The 17217-nt window shown below is 66.5% G+C and carries 19 protein-coding genes; 11 read left to right on the top strand and 8 right to left on the bottom strand.

The window, feature by feature from the left end:
• The first annotated feature begins 3 nt into the window (after positions 1-3).
• Together ACNFH5_RS15155 and ACNFH5_RS15150 are read left to right on the top strand one after the other, a co-directional pair.
• Positions 4-1431, top strand: coding sequence for an efflux transporter outer membrane subunit (locus ACNFH5_RS15155; RefSeq protein WP_416747338.1), 1428 nt, complete (start codon positions 4-6; stop codon positions 1429-1431).
• Positions 1432-1757: 326 nt separating this feature from the next.
• On the top strand, positions 1758-1958 hold the full coding sequence (locus ACNFH5_RS15150; RefSeq protein ID WP_416747187.1) for a hypothetical protein: 201 nt from the start codon (positions 1758-1760) through the stop codon (positions 1956-1958).
• Positions 1959-2071: 113 nt separating this feature from the next.
• Here the strand turns inward: ACNFH5_RS15150 and ACNFH5_RS15145 are convergent, their stop codons facing one another.
• The 3 genes from ACNFH5_RS15145 to ACNFH5_RS15135 are packed head-to-tail and all read right to left on the bottom strand — an operon-like array spanning position 2072 to position 4393.
• Positions 2072-3280 (bottom strand): CynX/NimT family MFS transporter, encoded by a 1209-nt coding sequence (locus ACNFH5_RS15145; protein WP_416747185.1) that lies wholly within the window; start codon positions 3278-3280, stop codon positions 2072-2074.
• Positions 3277-3732 (bottom strand): nucleoside deaminase, encoded by a 456-nt coding sequence (locus ACNFH5_RS15140; protein ID WP_416747183.1) that lies wholly within the window; start codon positions 3730-3732, stop codon positions 3277-3279. Before ACNFH5_RS15140 ends, ACNFH5_RS15145 begins: the two co-directional genes overlap by 4 nt.
• Positions 3733-3757: 25 nt before the next feature.
• Entirely contained in the window at positions 3758-4393 is a 636-nt protein-coding gene (locus tag ACNFH5_RS15135; RefSeq protein ID WP_416747181.1) for an ankyrin repeat domain-containing protein, read from the bottom strand.
• A 123-nt stretch (positions 4394-4516) separates the two neighbouring features.
• Here ACNFH5_RS15135 and ACNFH5_RS15130 point away from each other — a divergent pair, with 123 nt between their 5' ends.
• Positions 4517-5380, top strand: a complete 864-nt coding sequence (locus tag ACNFH5_RS15130; RefSeq protein ID WP_416747179.1) for a LysR family transcriptional regulator — start codon at positions 4517-4519, stop codon at positions 5378-5380.
• On the opposite strand, the gene ACNFH5_RS15125 is transcribed toward ACNFH5_RS15130, so the two are convergent.
• Together ACNFH5_RS15125 and ACNFH5_RS15120 are read right to left on the bottom strand one after the other, a co-directional pair.
• Complete coding sequence (locus ACNFH5_RS15125) at positions 5367-7430, bottom strand: putative bifunctional diguanylate cyclase/phosphodiesterase (RefSeq protein WP_416747177.1); 2064 nt, start codon at positions 7428-7430, stop codon at positions 5367-5369. The two genes, ACNFH5_RS15130 and ACNFH5_RS15125, sit on opposite strands and share 14 nt — an antisense overlap.
• A 75-nt stretch (positions 7431-7505) precedes the next feature.
• A complete protein-coding gene (locus ACNFH5_RS15120) occupies positions 7506-8579 on the bottom strand; it encodes a metallophosphoesterase (RefSeq protein WP_416747174.1) in 1074 nt (357 codons plus the stop codon).
• 117 nt (positions 8580-8696) lie between these two features.
• Between ACNFH5_RS15120 and ACNFH5_RS15115 the strand changes: the two genes are divergently transcribed.
• Positions 8697-10124 carry an ArnT family glycosyltransferase gene (locus tag ACNFH5_RS15115; protein ID WP_416747172.1) on the top strand — a complete coding sequence of 476 codons (1428 nt, stop codon included), beginning with the start codon at positions 8697-8699 and terminating at the stop codon, positions 10122-10124.
• 86 nt (positions 10125-10210) lie between these two features.
• Positions 10211-11299: an FUSC family protein gene (locus ACNFH5_RS15110; protein ID WP_416747170.1), complete on the top strand. Its 1089-nt coding sequence runs from the start codon at positions 10211-10213 to the stop codon at positions 11297-11299.
• 31 nt (positions 11300-11330) lie between these two features.
• Here the strand turns inward: ACNFH5_RS15110 and ACNFH5_RS15105 are convergent, their stop codons facing one another.
• Positions 11331-12104 carry a 3-oxoacyl-ACP reductase family protein gene (locus tag ACNFH5_RS15105; RefSeq protein WP_416747168.1) on the bottom strand — a complete coding sequence of 258 codons (774 nt, stop codon included), beginning with the start codon at positions 12102-12104 and terminating at the stop codon, positions 11331-11333.
• Positions 12105-12227: 123 nt separating this feature from the next.
• Between ACNFH5_RS15105 and ACNFH5_RS15100 the strand changes: the two genes are divergently transcribed.
• On the top strand, positions 12228-13151 hold the full coding sequence (locus tag ACNFH5_RS15100) for a LysR family transcriptional regulator (protein ID WP_416747167.1): 924 nt from the start codon (positions 12228-12230) through the stop codon (positions 13149-13151).
• A 142-nt stretch (positions 13152-13293) separates the two neighbouring features.
• Entirely contained in the window at positions 13294-13551 is a 258-nt protein-coding gene (locus ACNFH5_RS15095; protein ID WP_416747165.1) for a hypothetical protein, read from the top strand.
• 63 nt (positions 13552-13614) lie between these two features.
• Here the strand turns inward: ACNFH5_RS15095 and ACNFH5_RS15090 are convergent, their stop codons facing one another.
• Positions 13615-13941 carry an I78 family peptidase inhibitor gene (locus ACNFH5_RS15090; protein WP_416747163.1) on the bottom strand — a complete coding sequence of 109 codons (327 nt, stop codon included), beginning with the start codon at positions 13939-13941 and terminating at the stop codon, positions 13615-13617.
• A 227-nt stretch (positions 13942-14168) separates the two neighbouring features.
• Here ACNFH5_RS15090 and ACNFH5_RS15085 point away from each other — a divergent pair, with 227 nt between their 5' ends.
• Positions 14169-14555: a hypothetical protein gene (locus ACNFH5_RS15085; protein ID WP_045207832.1), complete on the top strand. Its 387-nt coding sequence runs from the start codon at positions 14169-14171 to the stop codon at positions 14553-14555.
• A 46-nt stretch (positions 14556-14601) separates the two neighbouring features.
• Here ACNFH5_RS15085 and ACNFH5_RS15080 read toward each other — a convergent pair whose 3' ends face one another.
• Positions 14602-15474 (bottom strand): LysR family transcriptional regulator, encoded by an 873-nt coding sequence (locus ACNFH5_RS15080; protein WP_024762292.1) that lies wholly within the window; start codon positions 15472-15474, stop codon positions 14602-14604.
• A gap of 108 nt (positions 15475-15582) precedes the next feature.
• Between ACNFH5_RS15080 and ACNFH5_RS15075 the strand changes: the two genes are divergently transcribed.
• From ACNFH5_RS15075 to ACNFH5_RS15065, 3 genes are all read left to right on the top strand, one after another.
• Positions 15583-16341 (top strand): glutamine amidotransferase-related protein, encoded by a 759-nt coding sequence (locus tag ACNFH5_RS15075; protein ID WP_416747160.1) that lies wholly within the window; start codon positions 15583-15585, stop codon positions 16339-16341.
• A complete protein-coding gene (locus ACNFH5_RS15070) occupies positions 16338-16661 on the top strand; it encodes an antibiotic biosynthesis monooxygenase family protein (protein ID WP_138522940.1) in 324 nt (107 codons plus the stop codon). Before ACNFH5_RS15075 ends, ACNFH5_RS15070 begins: the two co-directional genes overlap by 4 nt.
• Before the next feature lie 93 nt (positions 16662-16754).
• Complete coding sequence (locus ACNFH5_RS15065; protein WP_416747158.1) at positions 16755-17216, top strand: hypothetical protein; 462 nt, start codon at positions 16755-16757, stop codon at positions 17214-17216.
• Position 17217 lies beyond the last annotated feature (1 nt).

Raw genomic sequence — 17217 nt, 5'->3', positions numbered from 1 at the left:
GTCATGACCATCAATGCTGTGAGCAAGAGTGCCGTGAAACTGTTCGTCCCCTCCCTGCTCGCGCTGGCCCTCAGCGCGTGCATGGTCGGCCCCGACTACCAGAAGCCGGACACCACGCCGGCGCAACTGGACAGCAACGCCCAGGTACAGAACTACGACCGCAGCCGTTACGAAGACGCCTGGTGGAAACAGTTCGACGACCCCGTGCTGACCCAGCTGGTGGAGCGATCGCTCAAGGAGAACCGCGAGCTGCGCGTGGCCTATGCCCGCGTGCTGGCTTCGCGGGCGATCCGCGATGATGTGGCCAATGACCGTTTCCCCACGGTCACCAGCCGTGCCGAAGGCCAGGTCGGCAAGGGCCAGGTGCCCGGCCAGACCGAGGACCGGGTCAACCAGGAGCGCTACGACCTGGGCCTGGACATGATCTGGGAAGTCGACCTGTTCGGCCGTGTGCGCCGTCAGCTGGAGTCCAGCGACGCGCTGAGTGAAGCCACCGTGGCCGACCTGCAGCAGTTGCAGGTCAGCCTGCTCGCCGAACTGGCCGATGCCTACGGGCAGCTGCGCGGCGCACAACTGCGCGAAAGCATCGCCAGGAGCAACCTGGAGAACCAGCGCGAATCCCGTGACCTGACCATCCAGCTGCGTGACGCCGGTGTCGGCAACGAGCTGGACGTGCAGCGCGCCGAAGCCCGCCTGGCCGCCACGGAAGCCAGCGTGCCGCAACTGCAGGCCGAGGAAGTGCGCCAGCGCAACCGCATCGCCACCCTCCTCGGCCAGCGCCCGGACGCGCTCTCCGTGGACTTGTCGCCGAAGAAACTTCCGGCCATCGCCAAGGCGTTGCCCATCGGCGATCCGGGTGAGCTGCTGCGTCGCCGACCGGACGTGGCCTCCGCCGAACGCCGCCTGGCGGCCGCCACGGCGGACGTCGGTGTGGCCACCGCCGACCTGTTCCCGAAAGTCAGCCTCGGCGGCTTCCTCGGCTACACCGCCGGCCGTGGCTCGCAGATCGGCTCGTCCGCCGCCAGCGCCTGGGGCGTCGCCCCGAGCATCACCTGGGCGGCCTTCGACCTGGGCAGCGTGCGGGCCCGCCTGCGCGCCTCCAAGGCTGATGCCGACGGCGCCCTGGCGACCTACGAGCAACAGGTCCTGCTGGCCCTGGAAGAGTCGTCGAACGCCTTCAGCGACTACGGCAAGCGCCAGCAGCGTCTGGTCTCACTGGTGCGTCAGTCCGAAGCCAGCCGCAATGCCGCGCAACAGGCCGGCCTGCAGTACCGCGAAGGCACCGTGGACTTCCTCAACCTGCTGGACGCCGAACGCGAGCAACTCGCCGCCGAGGACGCCCAGGCCCTGGCGGAAGTCGACGTGTATCGCGGCATCGTGGCGATTTACAAGGCCCTTGGCGGCGGCTGGCAGCCGACACCGGCGGCCTGATCGGTCCTCCCCGGTCGAGAATCTCTCGACCGTTCTGGCCCTGCGGTCTGACGCTCCGGACCGCGGGGCTTTTTTATGCCCGCCGAACCAGCAGAGACTCCGGCATCGGTGCCGCTCAACGCGGCGCAGGAACAGGTTGAGGAGTCGGCGGATATTGCGGTGTGCAACCCACCCTCGATGGCAAAGGCAGGCTCTCACCCGAGGCCCGAGCTTGGGCTGAGTGTCCGAGGTCGCTATGATCCGACTCAAGTTGCCAGGGATCAAAGGAGTTCGGTCCTACTCTGGCCTAGACTTTCCATATCGGATATTTCAGACAAGGACTTGCCGTGGACGCCACTGCTCATTTCATCCCACTGGACCCCACATCCCTCTTCATCACCCTCGGCATCATCGTCTTCGGCATGTTCATGCTGGGCATCGGCTTCACCATCCGTCATCGCCCGGTGGGCGTGTTCCTGATGTGGGTCGGCACGCTGAGCATGCTGTCGATCATCGCCTACCGCATCTATGTCGCCACCTCGGTCTAGCCGCGGCGCGCGCCTGAAAGCGATCGCGGACGAAGTCCGCTCCTACGAGAGGTGAATATCTGCGTAGGAGCGGACTTCGTCCGCGATAGATATCCGCAAACGCCAATCCCCCGCTACCGCTGCATCGCCCGCGCATAGCCTTTGGGCGAGAAGCGCAGGGTCACGCCCAGCATCAGCACCACTGAAATGGCCAACAGAATCCACGACGCCTGGAAGCTGCCGGTGCTGTCGCGCAGAGCGCCGGTGACGTAGGGCACGATGCCGGTGACGATGAAACCGATGCCCTGCACGAAGGCCGCCAAACGCCCGGCCGCACCGGCATCGGCGAGGTGATCCAGGGTCAGGGTCAGGCTCAGGGCGAAACAGGCGCCCAGGCCGTAGCCGATCAGCGCCACCCAGATACCCGGCAGGTGCAACGGCGCGCAGATCAGCCCGACGAAGCCGGCAAGCTGGATCAGCAGGCACAGGCACAGCCAGCCGCGGCGATCCAGCGAACGGCGGATCAGCAGTGGGATGGTCAGCGCAGCGATCACCTGGAAGATGGTCATCAGGCCGATCAGTTGGCCACTGGCCTGGGCTGTCCAGCCGAGCTGGCGGTAGTACACCGGCAGCCAGGCCACCATGCTCGTGTAGCCGCCATTGATCAGGCCGAAGTACAAGGCCAGCAGCCAGGCGCGGCGGCTGCCGAAATAGTGCTGCGCCTTCTGTCGTGGCGGCGCGGCCACCGGCACTTCGCGCGGACGTGCGACTGTCCAGAGCAGCAGGCCGACAACCGCCAGCAGCAGCCAGGCGCCGAGGCCGTCCTGCCAGCGCTGGAAGTGCTCCGACACCACCGGCGCCAGCACCGCCGCACTGCCACCACCGGCCATCAGCGAAGCCGAGTACAGGCCCATGGCGGACGGCACCTTATGCGGGAACCAGCGCTTGATCACCCCCGGCACGAACGCCTGGATGACCGCCACGCCACAGCCCGCCAATACCGCACTGGCGATCAGGGCGAAGCCGCTGTCCAGCAACAGCCGCCAGAAACACGCAGCGCCGATGGCCAGCAGGCCAAATACCATGCCCCGGCTCTCGCCCAGGCGCGGGCCGACCCACGGCAGGCCCAGGGCGAACAGGCCCATGCACAGCACCGGCAGCACCGTCAGCATCGACAGGCCCTGGAAGCCCAGGCCGGTGGCGTCGTGGATATCGGCCAGCAGCGGGCCGATGGAAGTGAGGATCGGCCGCAGGTTGATGCCCAGCGCGACGATCACCAGCAGTCCGATCCAGCCGGCGTGACTGCCGCTCTCCTCGACCGGCATGGCCATGCCCCGGCTCACGAGCGATGCTCCTGCCAATGCTGGTACAACCCCTCTTCACCATCGGGGCGCAACGGGCGCAGCGGCACCGCCTGCCACTGCGGCGGCTGGGTCATCTGCTGGTAGACAGCGGCGGTGGATAGCCCGAACGGCTCGCCATCGTCGTTGGAGTAGGCGAAGTACGCGCCCTCCACGCCACACAGGTGCATGGCGGCGAGGCACATCGGGCACGGATGGCCGCTGGCATAGATCACGCAGCCATCCAGGCGCGACAAGCCCAGCACCGCCGAGGCACGGCGAATCGCCAGCAGCTCGGCGTGGGCAGTGGGGTCGAAATCCACGTGGATGGAATTGGCGGCGCGGGCAATCACCCGGCCGTCCTTGACCAGCACGGCGCCGAACGGGCGGCCGCCGGCCTCGATGTTGTCGCGGGCCAGTTGCAGGGCCTCGCGCATAAAGACTTCGTGTGACATGGCAGTTTCCAGCAAAACAGTCGGATCAATGCGCGCCGGCGACTTCCAGCATCCTGGCGATGGTGGTCTGGTTGCGCTGGCGGGCGTGTTGCAGCGGCGTGACGCCGTCGTTGTCGGCCAGGTTCAGGTTCGCCCCGGCTTCTATGAGTTGTTTCACGATGGCCTGGTGGCGCGGGCCGCCGTCGCTGAGCAGGATGGCTTCGAGCAGCCCCGTCCAGCCCAGCTTGTTGACGTGATCGGGATCGACGCCAGCCTTGAGCAGCGTCGCCACCACGTCCACGTGGCCACGCTCGCACGACGGGATCAGCGCCGTACCGCCATAGCGGTTGGTGCTGCGCAGATCGGCGCCATGGATCAGAGTCAGCTGGAGGATTTTCAGGCGCCCCGACGCCCCAGCCAGCAGGTAGGCGCTGTCGTGGATGCGGTTCTGCCGGTTGACGTCGGCACCAGCGGCAACCAGCAGCCGGGCGATTTCCACACGGTTCTGCGCGGTGGCCAGCAGCAGCGGCGTATTGCCCTGCCCGTCGGTCACATCCACCGGCACGCCGCGCTTGAGCAGCGCCGCGACCTCGGCTTCATCACCTTCGCTGGCAGCAGCCAGCAGTGCTTCTGCGGCGGCACGGCTGTGTACGTCCTCAGTCTGAACGGTCGGCATATCCATGGGCGCTCCCCCGTGATGGCTGTCGTGCCTCGAATCACGCTCAATCAATGAGCCGATGCAGTATGACGGAGGGATGTTCTATGCTGAAATTAAATAGAAACATGACTTTCAGTGGGAATCGCAATGCTTGACCCCAACCTGCTGCGCAGCTTCGTAATGGTCGTGGACGCCGGCAACTTCACCCGCGCCGCCGAGTTGCTGCATCTCACCCAGTCCACGGTCAGCCAGCAGATCCTGCGCCTGGAGCAGAGCCTGGACTGCCGCCTGCTGGACCGCAGCCAACGCCAGGTGCTGCCCACCGAACAGGGCGAGCGGTTGCTGGGCTACGCGCGGCGCATTCTCGAACTGGGCTCGCAAGCGCGCGAGGCGCTGAGCAGCGAGCACAGTGAGGGCGTGCTGCGCCTGGGGATGCCGGAGGACTTTGCCGGCGAACGGATGATGCCGCTGCTCGCGGCCTTCAGCGCCGAGCGCCCGCGGCTGCGCCTGGAAGTCTCCAGCGGCCTCAGCCAGGAACTGCTGCGCCAGTACCGCAGCGGCGAGCTGGACCTGGCGCTGGTCAAGCAATGGGGCGCGGACAGCGACTGCCTCGCCCACTGGCCCGAACCCCTGGCCTGGCAGGACAGCGCCACCACCCCCGCCGCCATGCGCGACCCGCTGCCGCTGGTGGTGTTCCCGCTGGGCGCGCTGTATCGCCAGGAGATGATCCACGCCCTGGAAGCCAGCGGCCGGCGCTGGCGCATCAGCTACAGCAGCGCCAGCCTGGCGAGCCTGTCGGCGGCGGTGGCGGCCGGCATGGGTGTCAGCCTGCTGCCCCTGCGCGGCTGTCACGAAGGGCACCGCGTGCTGAGCGCCGAGGATGGCTTCGCGCCTATCGAGGGACTGGAGCTGGCACTCTACGCACGCCCCGAACTGGGCAGCGCCGGGCGCAGCCTGTGCGAGCAGTTACGTGAACTCTGCTCCCAGCTGGCCGCGATTACGCCGGCGTAGAAAGGCGCTCGAGGAATTGCTCGGCCGGCACCGGCTTGCCGAGCAGGAAGCCCTGCAGCGAGTCGCAACCCAGGCGGGTGAGGAAATTCTGCTGGCCGGAGGTTTCCACCCCTTCGGCGACGATGCGCAGGTCCAACGCCTGGCCCAGGGCAACGATGGCCGAGACGATGGCAGCGTCGTCGCTGTCCTGCTCCAGGTCGCGGACGAAGCCACGGTCGATCTTCAGCTCGTTGGCCGGCAGGCGCTTGAGGTACAGCAAGCTGGAGTAGCCGGTGCCGAAGTCATCGATGGACAGGTCCACGCCCATGTCCGACAGCTTGCCGAGAATCTCCAGGCTGGAATCGGCGTCGCGCATGGCGGTGGTTTCGGTGATCTCCAGGGTCAGGCAGCGCGCCGGCAGCTGATGGCGCTGCAACGCATCGGCCACCGACTGCACCAGGGCTGCATGGCAGAACTGCAGTGCCGACAGGTTCACCGCCACACGCCAGCTCTCGTGGCCCTGCAGGTACCACTCGCGCATCTGCCGGCAGGCCTCGTCCAGCACCCAGTCACCGATGGGGATGATCAGGCCGGTGCGCTCAGCAAGCGCAATGAAGGTGTCGGGCATCAGCAGGCCGCGTTGCGGGTGCTGCCAGCGCAACAACGCCTCGGCGCCAATGGGCTCACCGCTGGCGGCGAACTTGGGCTGGTAGTGCAGGATGAATTCGCGGCGATCGAGGGCTGCGCGCAGGTCGTGCAGCAACTGCAGGTGATTGCGCGCGTTGGTGTTCATCGACTGTTCGAAGAAGCTGTAGCCGTTCTTGCCGTTGCCCTTGGCGTGGTACATCGCCGCGTCGGCGTTGCGCAGCAGTTCGTGCTGGCTGGCGCCGTCGCCAGGATAGACCACGATGCCGACGCTGGCGGCAATGCGCAGCTCCTGCCCGGCTACCTGGAACGGTTGGGCCAGCAGGCTGATCTGCTGCCCGGCGACGGTTACTGCATCCTCGGCTTCGGCCAGTTCGGCGAGCACCACGAACTCGTCGCCGCCGATGCGCGCCACCGTGTCTTCGCTGCGCAGGCTGTCGCGCAGGCGCTGGGCCACGGCCTTGAGCAGCAGGTCGCCGACGTGGTGGCCAAAGGCATCGTTGACCGGCTTGAAGCCGTCGAGGTCGAGGAACATCAGCGCGAAATGCCCGCCGCCGCGCTGCACCTTGCCGATCATCTGCTCGATGCGGTCTTCCAGCAGGATGCGGTTGGGCAGGCGCGTGAGGTTATCGTGCAGGGCGAGCTGGGTCAGCTCCTGGTTGGCCAGGGCCAGTGACGAGGTGAGCTGAGCCGTGCGCGACTCCAGGCGTGCATCAAGCACCGAAGTGAGCAACGCAATACCGATCACGGCCAGGGTAACAATGATGATCAGCAGCGCCAGCCAGTCGCTGTTCAGTCCACTGGGGGATGCGCCGCAGAAGCTGCCCTCGGGGAAGCGCGCGGCGGCCATGCCGGTGTAGTGCATGCCGACGATGGCCACGCCCATGACCAGCGCCGCGCCAGCACGGGCCAGGCGTACGTAGGGCGTGTTCTGCCGCAGCCTGAAGGCGATCCACAGCGCGGCGCCGGAAGCCGCCACGGCAATCAGCAAGGAGAGCCCGAACAGCGTCGGGTCGTAATCGATGCCCGGCTGCATCAGCATCGCGTACATGCCCAGGTAGTGCATGCAGCTGATTCCGGCGCCCATGGCCAGCGCGCCGCAGACCAGTTGCCAGAGCGGCAGGCGGTCCTGGCTGACCAACGCCAGGGCGAAGCCCGAACTGAGCACGGCGATAGCCAGCGACAGCAGCGTCAGGGTGAGGTCGTAACCCAGCGGGATGGGCAGGCTGAAGGCGAGCATGCCAATGAAGTGCATCGACCACACACCAATGCCCATGGCCACCCCGCCTCCACCGATCCACAGCAGCACCGGCCAACCACGGGTAGTGGCGATGCGCCCGGCAAGATCCAGCGCGGTGTAGGACGCCAGCATGGCGACGCACAGCGAAATCAGGACCAGGGCGGGATCGTAACTACCGGTAAGCATGGGGGTTCTCGGATAGGCTCACGCGGTCCCTGCGCGCAAAAGTGCGGGATTCTAACGAAAACCCCCAGGGCACAACTACTGGCCAGTGGCCCTGTTCGTCGCCAACTGGGCACCATCGTTCTGCTTCAGGCAACCCTGCGCCATCCACGGGCAGGCCCGAGCCCAGAGGAAGCCCTGCTCGCGGTTCCCCTGCGGGTCGTAGTAAGCCAGTTGCAGGCGATCCGCGCTGAAGGCCAACCGCGCAAAGCCGTGCTGTTCGGCGGCGAACAGCGTGCCTTCAGCCGGCGCGCCGGGCCTGATCCCGTCGAGAGTCTGGCCGCCACCACCGGAGACCAGCCAGGCCGGCTCACCGGGGCGGACTATCACTTCCTGGTTGTGCTCGTGGCCGGACAGGTAGAGGTCCACGCCACTGCGCTGCATCGCCGGCAGCAGTTGCTGCAGCAACTCGCTGTCATCGCCATGCTTGCCGCCACTGCTGCGGATAGCGTGGTGCGCCACTACCATCTTCCACAGCGGTGCGGAGCCCGGCCGGGAGAACTCCCGCTGCAGGAAGGCTGCCTGGCGCTGACGGCCGGCGGCATCTTCATTGGTGTCCAGGAAGGCCACGCGCAACAGCGGGCGCCCGTCCACCTCACCGAAGTCGCGGGTATAGAAAGGCGCCGGCATCTGCCAGCGACCGGAGCCCACGCGCCGGCTGGCGTAGTCCAGTTCGACGGCAGCGGAAGCCGGGTAGTCGTGATTACCCAGCACCGCATAGAAGGGCACATGGCTGAGCCAGCGCCCGTGGTAGACGCGCTCGAACTTGAGCTGCCAGGCCGGGTCATCGACGCCGCTCAAGGTCTTGCCATAGAAGTTGTCGCCCAGCAGCAGGACCATGTTCACCCCGCCTTCGCTTTCCGCGACGCGCTCCATGCCCTCCGCCACACGCCATTGCTGCAGGTCGCCACTGCCCTGGTCGCCCAGCGCCAGCAGGATGACCTGCGAGGGATTCTGGCCCGGCAAGGGCGTGTACGGCGGTGGCGGAACCAGCACCATGAAACCGGCCAGGCAGCCGGCCACCACGATCAGCACGGCCAGCGCCAGCAACAGATAGCGGCGGCGAAGGCGACGCGGGAAGGCGACTTGGGAATCAGGCAGGCGAGCGGACATGGCGACCCCCAGGGGAGTACCGGGCGAGGGTCGCAGTGAAGCATCGCGAAGGTTAATTTCGCGTTAACTAAATGTCGCCTATACATGCAGAGACTCCTGACCAGCCGCGGATTTCCCATGCCCCAGCGCCGCCACCTTCTTGTCCTGCTCGTGCTGGGCGGCCTGCTGTTCTTCTGCGCGTTGGGTAATCACCAGTTGCAGGGTTCCACCGAGCCTCGGGTGGCGGGCATCGCGATGGAAATGCACCTCGACCGGGACTGGGTGACGCCGCGCCTGAACGGCCAGCCGTTCCTGGAGAAGCCGCCACTGAGCCTGTGGCTGGACGTCGCTGCCATCCGCCTGTTCGGCCCGACCACACTGGCCGTGCGGCTGGCCTCGGCGTTCGCCGGGTTGCTCTGTGTACTGCTGCTTTATGGCGTACTCCGGCGCATCGGCCGGCCCGCGACGCTAGCGCTGCTGGCCTCAATCATGCTGATGACCCTGGCGAGCTTCTGGGCCAATGCCCGTCAGGTGGGCGAAGACGCCCTGCTCACGCTGGGCGTGACCCTGGCGCTGCTGTCCTTGCTGCAGGCCTGGCTCAAGCCGCCGGGGCGCATCGAGCACTGGCTGGCGTTCGCCGCGGGGATCGCCATCTCCACCCTGAGCAAGGGCGTGCTGGGGCTGGCACTGCCGGCAGTGGTGATCTTCACCTGCCTGCTGTGGGACAGCCTGGCGCGGCGCCGGCTGGAAATCCCCGCCTGGCTGCGCCCCCTGCTGTGGACGATGCCGGGCCTGCTGCCGCTGCTGATCTGGCTGCTGTTCCTCTACCGCGACGGTGGCAGCGCGGCGCTGGAGGAAATCCTCTGGACCAACAGTATCGGCCGCTTCAACGGATCATTCAGCGAAGCCGGGCACTTCGAGCCCTTCTACTACTACCTGGTGCGTCTGCCGCAGGCGTTCCTTCCGTGGAACATCCTGCTTTACCTGGGGCTCTGGCACTGGCGCAAACGCCTGGCGCAGGACCGCTACCTGCTGTTCTTCTGCCTGTGGCTGGCGGCACAGTTCGCCCTGCTCACCCTCGCTTCCAGCAAGCGCATGGTCTACCTGATGGCACTGGCACCGGCGGCAGCGGTGATCGCCGCCGAGTATGGCCACGTTCTGCTATTACGCTGGCATGCCCGTGCTTCGCGCCGGGTACGCGGTGCCGCTCTGTTCCTGGCGCTGCTGGTACCCGCCTGTTACCTGGGATATGCCATCTGGATCGAACCCCGCGCCGATCAGCAGGAATCCTTCCTCCCGCTGACCGAACGGATTCGCCAGCACCAGATGGCCGGGCGCCAGGTGGCGCTGTTCCAGCCCAGCGAGCGCCTCGCCGGCGCCAGCGTTTTCTATAGCCGCAGCCTGTTGCCGGCGCTGCAGACTACTGAGGAGCTGACGAACTTCCTCAGCCAGCCAGACGAACATATCGCGCTGCTGGAAAGCGAGACGGTGCCGCAAGCGCCGCTGAGCGTGCTGCAGCACTTCCGCGTCGGCGAGCGCGACTACTACTTCGTCGGCCAGCAGTAACCAGGAGATTGACTCAAGGCCGCCCCTGCCAGCCAGGAGCGGCTAACCTTGCTGCATCGCCACCGCCCGCACAGGAGCCGCTTCCCTTGGCGAAGCAACCCTCGATCCTCACCCTGCCGTTCCGCCGCCTGGCCAATCCCTATACCCGCTATCGCTATGCCGCCTGGATTCATTGCGTGCGCGTCGGCCTCGCGTTGCTCGCCTCGATGCTGCTGACCAGCGCGCTGAAGCTGCCCCACGGTCTCTGGGCCTCGGTCACGGTACTGGTGGTGATGGGCGGGCTGGTGCACCAGGGGACTATTCGCGGCAAGTCCTACGAGCGGGTGCTCGGCACGCTGGTCGGCGCACTGCTGGGGCTCTGTGTGATCGCCGTCTATGACCGGACGCGTTCACTCACCCTCACCTACCTGGTGATGTCGGTGCTGGGCGCAGCCTCGGCCTTCTTCGCGATTCGTCGGCCCGGCTACGTGGCGTTGCTGGCAGGGATCACCATGTGCATTGTCGCCGGCCCCGGCGAGACCGGTTTCACCGAGGGATTGTGGCGTTCGGCGAACGTGCTGATCGGCGTCGCGGTGGCGCTGCTGTTCTCGCAGATCTACCCGCTGCGGGCGGTCTACGTCTGGCGCTACCTGCTCTCGGACAACCTTCGGGCCTGCGCGCGGATGTATGGGCAACTATCGTCCAATCACGACTTCACCCCGGAGCACTTCGCCCGCCAACTGGAAGAGCTGGACCATCGCCTGGTGGCGTCCCGGGCGCATCTTGGGCCGGTATCGAAGGAAACGGCGATGCCCTTGCGCGAGCTGGAGATCATCCAGCGCATCCACCGCGCGATCATGGGCACCCTGGAGTCGCTGATCGCCTCGCGGCAGTTCGCCGCCCAGGCCGGGGAGATAGAACCGGTGCCGGCCAGCCTCGATACGCACCGGCAGATCATCGGCCGCCTGCTGCTGCAATCGGCCCATGCCCTGAAATTCAGTCGCACCAGCAAGCTGGCACAGGCCTGCCAGGGGCTGGAGAGCCTGCCGGCTCGGCCGCACAACCTGACCGACTCGTTCGAGAAGCAGGGGTTCTACTGGCTCACCCTGCGCCTCTACGAGCAGGTGGAGATGCTCTCGGCAAAACTCGCCGGCACCTCCGCACACTGGAATATTCAGAGTCGCGACCGGGCCTGAGCCCGGTCGCGCTGCAGTTATCAGGACCCGATCAGGCCCCGAAGCCGCCGTCGATGGTCAGGCTGGCGCCGGTAATGTAGCCGGCTTCCGGACCAGCAAGGTAGGCGACGAAGGCGGCGATTTCTTCCGCGCGGCCATAACGGCCGACCGCCATCAGTTCCATCAGGGATTCCGCGAAGTCGCTGTCAGCCGGGTTCATGTCGGTGTCCACCGGGCCAGGCTGCACATTGTTCACGGTGATGCCGCGCGGGCCGAGATCGCGGGCCAGGCCCTTGGTCAGGCCGACGATCGCCGACTTGCTCATGGCGTAGACCGCGCCGCCGCCGAAGGGCATGCGGTCGGCGTTGGTGCTGCCGATGGTGATGATGCGCCCACCCTGCCCCATGTGCCGCGCGGCAGCCTGGGTGGCGACGAAGACGCTGCGCACGTTCACTGCCAGGGTGCGGTCGAGGTCTTCCAGGCTGAACTCTTCCACCGGAGCGATAGCCAGTACGCCGGCGTTGTTCACCAGGATATCGATGCCGCCCAGGCGCTGAGCGGCAGTATCGATGGCCTGTTGCACCGAAGCTGCGTCAGCGCTGTCGGCTTTGAGCGCCAGGGCGCGGCCGCCGGCGGCTTCGATGCTGGCGGCGAGGTCTTCAGCCTTCTGCGCCGAGCTGACGTAGGTGAAGGCCACGGCGGCACCTTCGTGGGCCAGGCGTTGCACGATGGCGGCGCCAATGCCGCGGGAACCGCCTTGGACGAAAGCGACTTTGCCGGCGAGCGGCTTGGAGGTGGAGGGCGAGGTGGTTTGCGTGGTGGTCATTTCGTATCTCCAGGAATCTAGTGGGGGAGTAAGTTCGACGGGGCCAGTTTCGCGCTCGCACTCCTGACCCGGTAGCCAGTAATCGCTATATTCAGTCGATACCAAACGTCCGGAATACCACCCATGGAAAGCCTGATCAGTATCGAATGCTTCGTCCGCAGCGCCGAGGCCGGCAGCTTCGCCGCCGCCGCGCGGCGGCTGGGCCTGACACCAGCGGCGGTGAGCAAGAATGTCGCCCGCCTGGAAAACAACCTGGGCGTGCGGCTGTTCCAGCGTAGTACCCGCAGCCTGACCCTGACCGAATCCGGCGAGCGATTTCTCGACGAGGCCAGCGGCGGCCTGGCCAGCCTGCAGAGCGCCATCGCCAACCTGGCCAGCGCCGACGGCCAGCCCAGCGGCATGTTGAAGGTGAGCATGGGGCTGGTATTCGGCCGCGACTACATCCTGCCGCTGCTGGGAGAATTCCTCGGGCGCTACCCGGCGATCCGCCCGGACTGGCACTTCGACAACCGCCAGGTCGACCTCATCGCCGAAGGCTTCGACGCGGCCATCGGCGGTGGCTTCGAGCTGCCGCCCGGCGTGGTGGCACGCAAGCTGAGCCCGGCGCACCTGGTGCTGCTGGCGTCACCTGCCTACCTGGAGGGGCGCCCGGCGATCCGCTATCCGTCGGACCTGCCCAGCCACGATGGCATCCGCATCCGTTCGCCGCAGACCGGCCGTGTGCGGCCCTGGCCGCTGACCAACCGCCAGCAGGCCCAGGCGCCGATCGCGCTGAAGGAGCGCATGACCTTCAGCGACCCGGAAGCCGCCTGCGTCGCCGCACTCATGGGCCTGGGCGTAACCCTGGTGAGCATGCAGCACGCCGTACCCTACCTGGACAGCGGGCGGCTGGTGCGCGTGTTGCCGGAGTGGTACGTGGACGCCGGCAACACCGCGCTCTACTACACCGCGCAGAAATTGCTGCCGGCCAAGACGCGGGTATTCGTCGATTACGTCATCGAGCACTTTCGCAGCCAGGGCCTGGAGCGCAAGTTCAGTGCGATCTGACCAGCGACACGGCAGAGCGGGCTTTTCCTGACTAGCGTCAGAAATGAAATGAATTCGCGGGGTAAATGCTTGTCGATTGTTAGCAAGCTAACGTAATTTCGAATTTCTTCGATTCGGCATTCGAGATGCAAGGAGAACCTGCATGAAAAAGTACGCCCTGCTCCTGGCCATGGTGTTTTCCGTACCGGCTTTCGCTGACAGCGCGCTGTGCGACGGCAACCTGCAGCAGATCAACGACTTCCTCAAGACCGCCAGCAAGAACGCGACCGGCGTGAAGGTCAATGCGGTCCACGAGTACGTCGCCAAGGCCGAGGAAGCCAAGAAGGCCGGCAACTACGAGGAATGCGTCAACCAGTCGAGCCAGGCACTGCGCGTGATCAAGAAGCCCGCCAACCGCTGATCGCTGTCGGACATGAAAAAGCCCCGCCTAGGCGGGGCTTTTTCATGGGCAGCTGGCCACGCTTCAGCCGCAGGAAACCTGCTTCACCACCTGGCTGTCATCGACATCGATGTTCAGGCGCTGCGAGTTGTACTCCATGGTCACCGGCTGGTGTGGGGTGAGTACGCGGGCGACGCTGGCGCCCGCGTCGCGGCGGGCTTCCTCGGTGAGCGTCGGGGTAACGACCTTGCCGACGATCGACTGCACTGCTTTAGCGTTGCAGGTGCCGGTCATGGCCGACGAGTCGCCCGCAGCCGGCTGGGCGGCATCGGACGAGGAATCCTTGGAACTGCAACCGGCGAGCGCGGCGACAGCGAGAAGCGACAAGAGAGTCACTCGGTTGAAGGGCATGGAAGGTCTCCCTGGTTCTTCATGGAAAAAACGCGAAAGGCGCCACCTTACCAGCCCGAGGGCTGCGGCGGCGCGATGGATATATTGCAGGCTGATACATGCAATGCCCCGTCGCAGAGCCGCACGGCGCCATTTACACAACCTTTACACCGGCGGCGTTACGATTCTTTCAAGGCCGATGTCTCATAGATACCTGGTTCCTCGCCGGGTTCCTCAGGAGGTGCATCATGCTTCACCGTCTCCCCCAGATCGCCCTGCTCTGCGCCGGCCTTGCCCTCGCCGGCCAGGCTGCGGCCAACAGCAACACCGATGCTGCCGCGATCGGCGCGGTGGTCGGCGCCGTTGTCGGGGGTGCAGTGGTCGCCGGCTCGCAGCCCGCACCGGCGCCCTATTACGCTCCGCCGCCCCCGGTGGCCTATTACCCGCCGCAACCGGTCTACTACCAGCCGGCGCCGGTCTACCAGCCCGTGTATCAACCGGTGTACCAGCCGGTCTACCGCCCGGTCGTGGTGGTGCCTGGCCCGCGTTACTACGGCCCGCCGCGCTACTACGGTCCGCCGCGTTATTACGGACCCGGCTACTACGGCCCTCCGGGGCACTACCGTCACTGGTAGAGCCGCTACAGAGCAAAGACCCCGCCTCCGGGCGGGGTCTTTTCATTCAGGCCGGCAAACGAATGCTCCCGGCCAGTTCCTCGAACAGCGTTACCACCGCACGCAGCGCCCGGCAGTCCGGCCGGGTCAGCAACCAGAGATGGATGCTGCAGCCGGGCAGTTCCGGCTCCAGCACCTGCAAGCCGTCGTCCGGGCGCAGCAGGAACGCTGGCAGCGCCGCCAAGCCCAGGCCTGCGCGGCACAGGTCCAGCACCGACAGCATGCTGTTGCAGCGGTAGGCCGGCAGCACCGAGGGGTAAGCCTGGCGACGCCAGGCAACGCTGGAGTGATCGGGGAGAAAGTCATCCGGGGCGATCCAGCTCATTTCCTGCCAGGGGCGTTCGCCCTGCTCGGCCAGATAATCGCGATGGGCACAGAGGACGTAGTGCACCTCGCCCAGCTTGCGTCCCACCAGATGCTCGGGCGGCGCATTGGTCAGGCGCAGGGCGATGTCGGCGTCGCGGCGGCTGAGGTTGGCGAAGGCGTTGGAAGTGGTCAGCTCCAGGTTGAGCGCCGGGTAGCGCTTCATGAAGCGCGCCAGAGCCGGCAGCAGCAGCCCCTGCAGGACGGTATCGGAACAGGTCAGCCGCACGGTTCCGCTGAGCACATCGTGGCCCTGTTCCAGGCCCAGGCGCGCCGCCTCCAGCGCCTGCTCGGCGAGTTCGGCCTGGGTCGCCAACTGCTGCGCGGTGGCAGTGGCCAGGTAGCCATTGCGGCCCTTCTCGAACAGCGCAGTGCCCAGCGCCTTTTCCAGACGGCGCACGGCACGGAATACGGTGGAGACGTCTACCTCGAGCAATTCAGAGGCACGGGCAAGGCTGCCACCACGCACCAGCGCCAGCACCAGGGCGAGATCGGCGTATTCGAGACGGTATTGCATCGACGCACTCCAAGGTTGCGCAACCGCCCATTTTCGATTGCGCCTGCGCAACTATAAATTGCTGCCCATGGGCCCGCCAATGGGCCACGACGCCTGGGGGAACAAAGGATGGGAAAACGTCGTAAAGCACTGCGGATCGGCCTGATCGGCGACCGCGACAGCCGCGTCACCGCCCATTGGGCGATTCCCCTGGCCCTGCAGCAATCGCTGCTGCCACATTCGGGCACCCTGCGCGTGGACTGGCTGGACACCCCGCGCCTCGCCCAGGGCCTGGACCTTGAGCCGTATTCCGGCTTCTGGTGCATCCCCGGAAGTCCCTACCTGAACACCGACGGCGCGCTGCGGGCGATCGCCTTCGCCCGCGCAAACCAGGTGCCCTTCCTCGGCACCTGCGGTGGATTCCAGCATGCGCTATTGGAGCGCGCCCGCAACGTCCTCGGCTGGAGCGACGCAGCCCATGCCGAGATGGACCCGGGGGCAGCGCGTGCGGTAGTCCATGCCCTGCCCTGTTCACTGGTGGAAGTCAGCGAGACCATTCGCCTCATGCCCGGCTCGAACCTGGCCGCGATCTACGGCCTGGCGGAGATTCGTGAAGGTTACCGCTGCAGCTACGGGGTGAACCCGGAGTTCCAGGACATCCTCTTCGGCGGCTCGCTCCGCGCCTGCGCCCGCGGCGAAGACGACAGCATCCGGGCACTGGAAGCCACCGACCACCCCTTCTTCATCGCCACCCTGTTCCAACCCGAACGCAAGGCACTGGCCGGCATCGCCGTGCCGCTGGCCGAAGCGCTCCTGTCCGCTGCATTCCGCCATCAGTCCAGCCGCCAATCCAGTCAAGAGCCCAGCCACATCAGGAGCCCCGCATGATCGCCAGCACACCACAACCGCCCTATTACGCCGTGACCTTCACCTCCTATCGCACCGAACTGGACGAAGGCTATGGCGCCACCGCCGAGCGCATGCTGGAACTGGCCGCGCAGCAGGACGGCTTCCTCGGCGTCGAATCTGCCCGCGGCGCCGACGGTCTGGGCATCACCGTGTCCTACTGGCGCGACGAAGCCGCCATCCGCCAGTGGAAGCAGCAGGCCGAGCACCGCATGGCCCAGCAGGCCGGCCGGCGCGACTGGTACAGTGCCTTCCGCGTGCGCATCAGCCGGGTCGAGCGCGAATACGGTTTCGAACGCTGAGCGACCCCTTCTGGCCCAGACACGACATGCCGGGTTCGATGCCCGACGCACATCGTCTAGGCTGGTCCCCATTGAGCAAAGGGGGACCGACGCATGCACCGACAAGCCAGTGAACTGCAGGCCGCCTACCTGGGCGAAGTCCGCGGTGAAAACTTCTTCCTCGGCCTGGCCGAGCAACTGCCGGAGGGGGCGTCCTCGATGCTCCTGCTGGCGCGACTGGAACGCCAGACCGGCCTGCGCATGGCGCGGCTGCTGCAGCGTCACGGCCTGCCGCTGGGCGACACCGCCCACGCCGCCGCCCAGGGCCGCCAACGCGCCGCCGACTGGCTCGGGCTCGACTGGCCGCAGACCCTGGCAAAACTCGAAGTGCTGGTGGAGCCTTACGTCCAGCGCTACGACAGCCTGGCCCTAGAGGGCGACGACGATGACCGGGACATTCTCGACGACCTTGCCGAGCACGAACATGCGCTGCTGGAGTTCACTCGCCTCGCCCGCGAAGGCCAGATGAACGCAGCCAAGGCCACCATCAGCCGCCTGCTGGCTGTAGCGGCCTGAA

The sequence above is a fragment of the Pseudomonas sp. NY15435 genome (assembly GCF_048068295.1).
Lineage (GTDB): Bacteria > Pseudomonadota > Gammaproteobacteria > Pseudomonadales > Pseudomonadaceae > Pseudomonas.
The sequence above is the reverse complement of the archived record's forward strand: the minus strand, read 5'-3'. Positions and strand labels throughout refer to the sequence as shown.

Coding starts and splice junctions, on each gene's coding strand:
- ACNFH5_RS15155 (WP_416747338.1), top strand. CDS start 4: ATGACCATCAATGCTGTGAGCAAGAGTGCCGTGAAACTGTTCGTCCCC.
- ACNFH5_RS15140 (WP_416747183.1), bottom strand. CDS start 3,732: ATGTCACACGAAGTCTTTATGCGCGAGGCCCTGCAACTGGCCCGCGAC.
- ACNFH5_RS15135 (WP_416747181.1), bottom strand. CDS start 4,393: ATGGATATGCCGACCGTTCAGACTGAGGACGTACACAGCCGTGCCGCC.
- ACNFH5_RS15130 (WP_416747179.1), top strand. CDS start 4,517: ATGCTTGACCCCAACCTGCTGCGCAGCTTCGTAATGGTCGTGGACGCC.
- ACNFH5_RS15125 (WP_416747177.1), bottom strand. CDS start 7,430: ATGCTTACCGGTAGTTACGATCCCGCCCTGGTCCTGATTTCGCTGTGC.
- ACNFH5_RS15120 (WP_416747174.1), bottom strand. CDS start 8,579: ATGTCCGCTCGCCTGCCTGATTCCCAAGTCGCCTTCCCGCGTCGCCTT.
- ACNFH5_RS15115 (WP_416747172.1), top strand. CDS start 8,697: ATGCCCCAGCGCCGCCACCTTCTTGTCCTGCTCGTGCTGGGCGGCCTG.
- ACNFH5_RS15105 (WP_416747168.1), bottom strand. CDS start 12,104: ATGACCACCACGCAAACCACCTCGCCCTCCACCTCCAAGCCGCTCGCC.
- ACNFH5_RS15100 (WP_416747167.1), top strand. CDS start 12,228: ATGGAAAGCCTGATCAGTATCGAATGCTTCGTCCGCAGCGCCGAGGCC.
- ACNFH5_RS15095 (WP_416747165.1), top strand. CDS start 13,294: ATGAAAAAGTACGCCCTGCTCCTGGCCATGGTGTTTTCCGTACCGGCT.
- ACNFH5_RS15090 (WP_416747163.1), bottom strand. CDS start 13,941: ATGCCCTTCAACCGAGTGACTCTCTTGTCGCTTCTCGCTGTCGCCGCG.
- ACNFH5_RS15085 (WP_045207832.1), top strand. CDS start 14,169: ATGCTTCACCGTCTCCCCCAGATCGCCCTGCTCTGCGCCGGCCTTGCC.
- ACNFH5_RS15080 (WP_024762292.1), bottom strand. CDS start 15,474: ATGCAATACCGTCTCGAATACGCCGATCTCGCCCTGGTGCTGGCGCTG.
- ACNFH5_RS15075 (WP_416747160.1), top strand. CDS start 15,583: ATGGGAAAACGTCGTAAAGCACTGCGGATCGGCCTGATCGGCGACCGC.
- ACNFH5_RS15070 (WP_138522940.1), top strand. CDS start 16,338: ATGATCGCCAGCACACCACAACCGCCCTATTACGCCGTGACCTTCACC.
- ACNFH5_RS15065 (WP_416747158.1), top strand. CDS start 16,755: ATGCACCGACAAGCCAGTGAACTGCAGGCCGCCTACCTGGGCGAAGTC.